Source organism: Kitasatospora sp. NPDC057512, from assembly GCF_042802135.1.
GTDB lineage: Bacteria > Actinomycetota > Actinomycetes > Streptomycetales > Streptomycetaceae > Kitasatospora.
In genome coordinates, this window is sequence record NZ_JBHVET010000325.1 from 1 (window position 1) to 8,886 (window position 8,886).

Consider the following 8,886-nt stretch of genomic DNA (forward strand, 5'->3'; position numbering starts at 1 on the left):
GAGTCGGCCCGCCAGCGCGCCGGCGCCCGCCGCGCCGCCCTGCGCGGCCGCGGCGCCGGCGGCACCGGCCGCTAGCCACCGAGTCACCCGAGTCACCTCCACCCGACACGAAGCACACGAAGCAGGAGCCTTCCATGACCGACAGCCCCGAGCAGGAGTACGACCCGGGTGACGTGGCCGTCATCGGCATGTCCCTGCGGGCGCCGGGCGCCCGCACCAAGGAGCAGTTCTGGGACGTCCTCGTCCACGGCCGGGAGACCGTGTCGTTCCTGGCCAAGGAGGACATCCACGTCGACGAGACCCTGATCCACAACCCGTCCTACGTCCGGGCCTGCGGCGTCCTCGACACGTACGACAGGTTCGACCCATCGGTGTTCGGCATCAGCGACCGGATGGCCGCCGCGATGACCCCCGAGAACCGGCTGTACCTGGAGAGCGCCTGGGAGTCCCTGGAGGACGGCGGCTACGACCCGGACCGGCTCACCGCCGAGATCGGCATGTACGGCGCCAACAACCCGCAGACCGCCGCGCTCTACAGCTCCCCGCCGGACCGGGCGTCGGTCGGCCCCGAGGCGATCGAGGCCAGCCTGGCGTGGTCGCCGGACAGCATGACCTCCAACGCCCTGTACTACATGGGGCTCACCGGCGAGGCCGTCACGGTCGCCGCCGTCTGCGCGGGCTTCCACTACGCGGTGCACCTGGCCTGCCAGTCGCTGCTGCTCGGCCAGAGCGACATGGCGATCGCCGGCGGCGCGATGGTGCGCCTGCCGCACCCGCGCGGGCACCTGTGGGAGGAGAACCGCATCCTGTCGAGGGACGGCCACTGCCGCCCGTTCGACGCCAACGGCACCGGCAGCGCGCTGTCCAGCGGTGTCGTCACCCTGCTGCTGAAGCCGCTCGGCCGGGCCGTCGCCGACCGCGACCACGTCTACGCCGTCGTCCGGGGCTCGGCCGTCAACAACAACGGCGTCAGCGCGATGGCGTACGGCCTGGCCCAGCCCGAGCGGCTGAGCGCGTGCATCGCCGCGGCCATGGAGGTGGGCGGCGTCAGCCCGGACACCGTGTCGATGTACGAGGCCAACGGCCTCGGCCTGCCGGTGACCGACGAGCTCGAAGTGCACGCGGCGACCATGGCGTTCGGGAAGCAGACCGCGACCGCCTCGATCGGCGGGGTCAAGGGCAACGTGGGCCACGGCGGTGTGGTGTCCGGCGGCTTCGGAGCGGTCAAGGCCGCGCTGGCGCTGTACCACCGGACGCTCCCGGCCACCATCAACCTGACCGAGGTCAACCAGGACCTCGACTTCCCCAGCACCCCCTTCGTGCCGCAGATCGAGGGCGCGGCCTGGGAGCCGGAGGCCGGCATCCGCCGCGCGGGCATCACCTCGCTCGGCGGCGGCGGCTACAACGCCCACCTGGTGCTGGAGGAGCCGCCGGCACCGGCCGGACGCGCCCCCGAGGAGGCGGGCCGCCCGCGGCTGGCCACCCTGTCCGCCATGGACGACGACGCGCTGGCCCGGCAGCGCACCCGGCTCCGGGAGTGGCTGGAGGCCCACCCGGAGCTGCGCCTGGACGACGTCTGCTTCACCCTCAACCTCGGCCGCAAGGTGATGGGCCGCCGCTGGGCGGCCGTGGTCCGCAGCCGCGAGGAGCTGGTCGCGGCGCTGTCCGACGACGCCCGCGGCCCGGTCGCCTCGACCGCCGCCGCCCCGCGGACGGACCCGGGCTCCTTCTCCCGCACCGACCACGGGATCGTGCCGTCCGGGCAGGACGCGCCGGCCCTGGCCGACCTGGCCGCCGCCTGGGTGACCGGGCAACAGGTGGACTTCGACGCCCTGCACCGGGAGCGGGCCGGACGCCGCGTGCCGCTGCCCACCTATCCCTTCCAGCCCCGCCGGTTCTGGCGTACGGACTGGTAGGCATGAGCACACCGGCACTGGACACCGTGGACCTGGGCGACCCGGCCACCTTCGCCGACCACGACCTCGACGGGTTCTGGCGCACCCTGCGGGACACCGCGCCGATGCACTGGAACCCGCCGGTCGACGGCCGCCGGGGGTTCTGGGTGCTCTCCCGCTACGACGACATCATGGCCACCTACCGGGACAACGTGAACTTCACGTCCCAGCGCGGCAACGTGCTCGTCACCCTCCTGGAGGGCGGCGACGCCGGGGCCGGCCGGATGCTGGCCGTCACCGACGGGCCCCGGCACCTGGAGCTGCGCAAGATCCTCCAGCGCGTGCTCTCGCCGCGGGTGCTCGACGAGGTCGCGGGGACCGTCCGGGTCAACACCCGGCAGTGGATCCGCGAGGCGGTCGGCTCCGGCGGATGCGACTTCGCGGAGCGGATCGCCTCGCGGATCCCGATGACCACCATCTCCAACCTGCTCGGCGTGCCCGAGCAGGACCGGGACTACCTGCTCAGCCTCACCAAGACCGCGCTGTCCGCGGACGACGAGGACGTCGACGAGGTCGACTCCGAGATGGCCCGCAACGAGATCCTGATGTACTTCATGGACATCGTCGAGGAGCGGCGCGAGGCACCCGGCGACGACGTGATCAGCATGCTGATCGGCAGCGCCGTCGACGGTGTGCCGCTGTCCGACGAGGACGTCGTGCTCAACTGCTACAGCCTGATCATCGGGGGCGACGAGACCAGCCGGCTGACGATGATCGACTGCGTCCGCACGCTCGCGGCCCACCCCGAGCAGTGGCTACGGCTCAAGCGCGGCGAGGTCGCGATCGAGACGGCCGTGGACGAGGTGCTGCGCTGGGCGTCGCCCACCATGCACTTCGGGCGCAGCGTCGAGCGGGAGACCGAACTGCACGGCGTACGGCTGCGGCAGGGCGACATCGTCACGCTCTGGCACGCCTCCGGCAACCGGGACGAACGGGTCTTCGCCCGGCCCGGGGTGTTCGACCTCGGCCGCACCCCCAACAAGCACCTGGCCTTCGGCTACGGGCCGCACTTCTGCGTCGGCTCGTACCTGGCCAAGGTGGAGATCGCCGAACTGCTCAAGGCCCTGCGGGACTTCACCCTCGGGTTCGAGCAGACCGACGAGGCGCTGCCGATCCGGTCCAACTTCCTGACCGGGTTCTCCACCATGCCGGTGCGCTTCACGCCCGACCACTCCGGACTGAGAGAGTGCGGATGAACATCTACATGTCAGGACAGGGGGCGTTCGCGGTGCAGGTCGCGGAAGCCCTCCTGGACAAGGGGCACAAGATCGTCGGCGCGGCCGCCCCCCGGCTGCGCAAGGGCAGGACCGACGAGGGCGACGCGATGTCCTGGGACCGCCTGCGCGCCTGGGCGTTCCCCCGGGACATCCCCTGGACGGACTCGCTCGAACTGCGGGCGATGCACATCCCGGACGGGGTGGACGTCATCCTCGCCGCGCACTCGCACGCCTTCCTCGGCCGACGGACGCGCGCCCGGGCCGGCGTCGCCACCATCGGGTACCACCCCAGCCTGCTGCCGCTGCACCGCGGCCGGGACGCGATCCGGTGGACCATCCGCGACGGCGACAAGGTGACGGGCGGGAGCGTCTACCACCTCACCGAGCGCACCGACGGCGGCCCGCTCGCCGCCCAGGAGCACCTGCTCGTGCCCCCGGGCTCGACCGCGCAGAGCCTGTGGCGCGACCACCTGGCGCCGCTCGGCGTGCGCCTGCTGCTGAAGGTGGTCGACGACCTCGCCGCCGACCGGCGGATCGAGGTGCCCCAGGACGAGAAGCTGGCGACCTGGGAGCCCGCGATGGACACCCAGCCGCTGTTCAAGCCCGAACTCATCGCCCTGCCGGGCAGCGTGCGGGTCGACGGCAGCGCGCGGGCGCTGCACGAGTGAGAGCCGTGTAGCGCCGCGACAGCCGAATTGCTGCGATCAACTCCTCAGGTGCCCCCGGGTGTTCGATACTCCGGGGGCACCTGTGTGCTTTCGTAAAGCCCGAGTTGGCAATTCCGATCCCCTTTTCTCCGGCAACTCGACTGCGGTGAAACCGGGTTATTCGATCTGACGGTCAGCCAGCGGGAATCCGACTTCCCGCGCCGACCTCGCAAAAACGACCTTTCGGATCCCGGGAACCGTATGGCCCCGGCAATCGTCCCGCCTTGTGCCCGCCGCCCGGATCCCACCGCGAGACCCGTGGTGACCAGCAGTGATTGCCTGACGGAGCGTCGCCGACCCGGCGGCCGGACCGGCGCACCGGTGCCGCGCGTCACCGTTCGCGACGGCCGAACGTGCCTCGGGGGCACGCCCACGACGGCTCTCCGGGGCGTGATTTACCTCACACCGAAGTGGTCGGTTCATCCGTTTTCACCCGAGCTGCCCCCCGTCCGGCAGGGCCGCACCAAGGGCTTTTTTCTCATGCTTTTCTGATGAAGCGTTGACAGTTCTTTCAGGCGTCCATAAAGATCCGCTCAAACTTCGCCCACATTCCGGAAGTCGGAGCTTACGCACAGTGAGAACAGCAGCAAGACGGTCGGGCAGCATGCTCGCCGCGGCACTCGCCGCGGTCGCGCTCGCCGCGACCGCGGTGGTGCCGGCCGCCGCCGCCGGAGGGACACCTCCGCCCGGCGCGACGGGGCCCCAGGACACCGCCGAGACCCTGGCCGTCCAGGAGGCCGCCCGCACCGGCAAGCCGGTCGAGGTGCTCGCCAAGCGCGGCGAGACCAGCGACACCGTCGCCCAGCCCGACGGCAAGCTGAAGACCACCACCTACGTCCAGCCCAAGCGCGTCCGCAAGAACGGCGCCTGGGTGGAACTCGACCCCACCCTCCGGACGCTGCCCGGCGGCGCGATCGCCCCCAAGGGCTCCACCGCCGACCTGACGTTCTCCGGCGGCGGCACCGCACCGCTGGTCACCATGGCCCGGGCCGGCAAGGAGCTGAAGCTCAGCTGGCCCAAGCCCCTGCCCAAGCCGACCGTCAACGGCGCGACCGCCGAGTACGCGTCGATCCTGCCGGACGTGGACCTGAGGCTGTCCGCCACCAAGACCGGGTTCACCCAGGTCATCGTGGTGCACACGGCCGAGGCCGCCAGGAACCCCGAGCTGGACCAGCTCCGGCTCGGCCTCCAGGGCCACGGCCTGACGGTCAGCCAGGAGGCGGACGGCACCCTCAAGGCGAAGGACCCCTCCGGCGGCGGCACCGTCTTCGAGGCGCCCGTCCCGGTGATGTGGGACTCCTCCAAGCCGGCCGCGGCACCCGCGCCGAGCGCCCCGGCCGCCGCGCCCGCCGCCCCCGCGCCCGCCGCCCCGAAGGCGTTCAAGGCCGCCCCGCAGGCCGCCCCGCAGGCGGCGCCGCAGGCCGAGGCCCCCGCCGCTCCCGCCGCTCCCGCGCCGAGCGACCCCGCCGCCGCCGGCTACGGCGACCTGCCCGGCGAGGGCGCCAAGATGACCCGCCTCAAGGTCGAGCTGCCCAAGGACGGCCTGCTGCTCTCCCCCGACCAGGCCATGCTGGACGCCCCGGACACGGTCTACCCGGTGATGATCGACCCGGCGTGGAACACCCCGCACGCCGGCGACTGGGCGGGCGTCTCGCGCACCTACCCGAACCAGGCCTACTGGCACTTCACGTACAACAGCAGCTACGTCCACGACTGGGGCGTCGGCTACTGCGGCGACACCTCCCGCTGCGCGCCGACCGACGTGAAGCGGGCCTTCTTCCAGCTGCCCAACCCGTTCGTCGGCAAGCAGGTCCTCTCCGCCACCTTCGGCACCTACGAGAGCTGGTCGTACTCCTGCGACGCCCGGCCCGTCGAGCTGTGGAGCACCGGCTACATCTCCCCCGGCCTGAACTGGAACGCCCAGAACGCCTCCGGGTTCTGGAGCCGCTACCTCCAGACCATCAACACCGCCAAGGGCTGGAGCGGCAGCTGCCCCGGCGGCTGGCTGGAGTACGGCGAGACCGGCGCGGTGAAGAACCTCGTCCAGGACGCCGCCAACTGGGGCTGGCCGACCATCACCTTCGGCCTGAAGGCCCAGAACGAGGGCGACACCCTCGCCTGGAAGCGCTTCACCGACGACGCCTACCTGTCGGTGTACTACAACCTGCGCCCCAACCAGATCCCGATGTCCGACATGACGATGTCGCCGGGCTCGGTCTGCCAGTACCCGGGCATCAAGATCAACAAGATGCCGCAGGTCACCACCCGGGCCACCGACCCGGACGGCGAGGCCGTCGGCGTGCAGTTCGCGGTCGGCTGGGACGACGGCACCGGCCTGCGCCGGCGCTGGTGGTCCACCGGCTCGGAGGACGCCGCGCCGGGGGGCAACACCTTCAAGGCCTCCGGCTCGATCTTCTCCTGGCCGCTGCCGACCGACCTGCCGAAGAACCTCCAGCTCGACTGGGAGGCCCGCGCCTGGGACGGCGCCCAGTGGGGGCCCTGGTCCTCCGACGGTGACCCGACCGGCTGCTACTTCATCGTCGACACCTCCGCACCGGACGGCCCGGCGATCACCTCGGACGCCTACCCGGGCTCCAAGGACGCCACCGCGGCCCTCCCGTGGACCGACGGCGTCGGCAAGAGCGGCCAGTTCACCCTGAAGTCCGCCGCCACCGACGTGGTCAAGTACCAGTGGGGCCTCGACACCTCGCCGTCCGCGGCGAACGAGGTCGCCACCAGCGGCGGCGCCGGCCAGACCGTGCGCATCCAGCCGCAGACCGCCGGCGTCCACTTCCTCTCCGCCCGGGCCGTCGACGGCGCGGGCAACGCCTCGCAGCCCGAGACGTACTACTTCAACGTGCTCGCCGGGCAGGCCCAGCGCACCGGCTGGTCGATGGACGACCCGAGCGGCACCGGCGTCACCGGCACCGGCGGCGGCTTCGAGGCCACCCTCGCCTCCGGCGCCACCGCGGGGGCGCCCGGCCACCTCGGCGAGGGCCTCGCCTTCGACGGCACCGCCAACGGCTACGCCGAGACCCAGGGCACGGTGCTGGACACCACCCGCGGCTTCGCCGTCTCCGCCTGGGTCAACCTCACCGACAACACCCGCAACCGGGTCGCGGTCAGTGAGAACGGCACCTGGGCGGCCCGCTTCGCCCTCGGCCTGGCCGGCGGCAAGTGGAGCATGTGGACCTCCAGCTCGGACACCAACGGCTACGCCCTCGAACCGGCCTTCTCCGACGCCCCGGTGACGCTCGGCCAGTGGACCCACCTGGTCGGCGTCTACGACCCGGTGGCCAGGACCAGCACCCTGTACGTCAACGGCGTGCCCGGCACCCCGGCGAACGTCACCGCCACCTGGGACGCCCGCGGCGCGCTGGAGTTCGGCCGCTCCAAGTACTACGGCAACTGGACCGACCCGTGGAAGGGCTCGGTCGACGAGGTCCGGCTCTGGGACCGCTCCCTGAGCAAGGCCGAGGCCGCCGACGTCGCCGCCGACAAGCAGCTCGCCACCGGCCGCCCCGCCAAGGCGGTCTGGCACCTGGACGGCAGCTCCGCCAAGCCCGTCGGCACCACCGAGACCGACGACCTGACCGCCTACAACGGCGTCGCGCTCGGCCGCCCCGGCATCGCCGACAAGGCGATCCACCTGGACGGCGTGGACGACTACCTGCGCGGCACCCGCCCGCAGGTGGACGGCAGCCGGGACTTCTCGGTCTCCGCGTGGGTGAAGCTGCCCGCGCCGACGCCGGGCGACACCACCCCGAAGATGGCGGTCACCCAGATCGGCCAGCACAACAACGAGTTCTCGCTGTACTACTCGCCCTACTGGGGCCGCTGGATCTTCGGGCGCTACAAGGAGGACAGCTCCGCCGACACCCTGGTGCGCACCTGGCAGGACGCCTGCACCGCGGGCAGCCAGATCAACGGCGTGCCGTGCTTCACCGGCACCACCGGTGAGTGGACCCACCTGCTGGGCGTCTCCGACACCGCCGCGAAGAAGCTGCGCTTCTACATCAACGGCTTCCTCGTCGGACAGTCCGACTACACCCAGAACGCGCCCTGGGCCAACCCCGGCCCGATCCAGATCGGCGCCGTCAACCGCGAGGGCGTCAACGGCGAGTTCTTCGGCGGCGAGATCGACGACGTGCGCCTCTACGACCGCGTCGTCACCGGCCCGGAGGCCGGCGCGATGGTCCAGCAGCGCCCGCAGCTGGCCGGCCGCTGGAAGCTCAACGCGGCCACCGGCACCCCCGCCGTCACCCCCGACGAGGGCCCGGCCAAGGCCGGCGCCCAGCTCGGCGGCGGCGCCTCGATCAAGGCCGACGGCGGCGTGCTGCCCGTCCCCGGCACCCTGCTGCTGGACGGCTCCACCGGCTACGCGGCCACCGGCTCCGTCCCGCTGCACACCGGTCAGAGCTTCACCCTGGCCGGCTGGGCGAACACGGCGGGCGTCCCGACCCGGGACATGACGGTGCTGTCCGTGGCCGGCGCCAACAACAGCGCGGTCACCCTGCGCTGGCACCCCCTGGGCAAGGACGCCAACGGCCAGCCGACCGGTCAGTGGCAGGCCGAGGTCCGCGACTCCGACGCCAACGGCGCGGCGCGCACCCTGACCGCGCACACCCCGGCCGTCTCCGTCCTGGAGAACTGGACGCACCTGGCGGTCAGCTACGACGCCTTCGCGGACCGGCTCGCCCTGTACGTCAACGGCCAGGTCGAGAACCAGGGCTGCGCGGACGGCTCGACCGGCTGCACCCCGCACATCTCCTGGACGGGCGCTCCGCAGCCCTACGAGGCGGGCGGCGGCGTGCAGTTCGGCCGTACCAAGGCGGCCGGCGCCTGGGGCGAGTACTTCTCCGGTGAGCTGGACGACGTCTGGCTGTACCAGGGCGTGCTGAGCCCCGCGCAGATCGCCAAGCTGGCCGACTACAACGTCGAGTTGAGCACCTCCACCGGCGTCTGATCCCCCAACCTTCCGTGGGCCGGGCGGCGTCCTGCCGCCCC

4 protein-coding genes are annotated in these 8,886 nt (G+C 72.2%); all 4 read left to right on the forward strand.

Going from position 1 to position 8,886, the window contains the following annotated elements; genetic code table 11:
- Nucleotides 1-134: 134 nt before the first annotated feature.
- Nucleotides 135-1,916: a beta-ketoacyl synthase N-terminal-like domain-containing protein gene (locus ACFU6K_RS21360; RefSeq protein WP_380665268.1), complete on the forward strand. Its 1,782-nt coding sequence runs from the start codon at nt 135-137 to the stop codon at nt 1,914-1,916.
- A gap of 2 nt (nt 1,917-1,918) precedes the next feature.
- Nucleotides 1,919-3,151 (forward strand): cytochrome P450, encoded by a 1,233-nt coding sequence (locus ACFU6K_RS21365; protein WP_380665270.1) that lies wholly within the window; start codon nt 1,919-1,921, stop codon nt 3,149-3,151.
- On the forward strand, nt 3,148-3,840 hold the full coding sequence (locus ACFU6K_RS21370) for a formyltransferase family protein (RefSeq protein WP_380665272.1): 693 nt from the start codon (nt 3,148-3,150) through the stop codon (nt 3,838-3,840). The genes ACFU6K_RS21365 and ACFU6K_RS21370 overlap by 4 nt, the downstream gene beginning before the upstream one ends.
- A gap of 643 nt (nt 3,841-4,483) precedes the next feature.
- Nucleotides 4,484-8,845 (forward strand): LamG-like jellyroll fold domain-containing protein, encoded by a 4,362-nt coding sequence (locus tag ACFU6K_RS21375; RefSeq protein WP_380665274.1) that lies wholly within the window; start codon nt 4,484-4,486, stop codon nt 8,843-8,845.
- The last annotated feature ends 41 nt before the right edge of the window (nt 8,846-8,886 follow it).

Bases quoted from the DNA above. Each gene is read 5' to 3' on its own strand.
- ACFU6K_RS21375 (WP_380665274.1), top strand. From the start codon at position 4,484: ATGCTCGCCGCGGCACTCGCCGCGGTCGCGCTCGCCGCGACCGCGGTG.
- ACFU6K_RS21360 (WP_380665268.1), top strand. From the start codon at position 135: ATGACCGACAGCCCCGAGCAGGAGTACGACCCGGGTGACGTGGCCGTC.
- ACFU6K_RS21365 (WP_380665270.1), top strand. From the start codon at position 1,919: ATGAGCACACCGGCACTGGACACCGTGGACCTGGGCGACCCGGCCACC.
- ACFU6K_RS21370 (WP_380665272.1), top strand. From the start codon at position 3,148: ATGAACATCTACATGTCAGGACAGGGGGCGTTCGCGGTGCAGGTCGCG.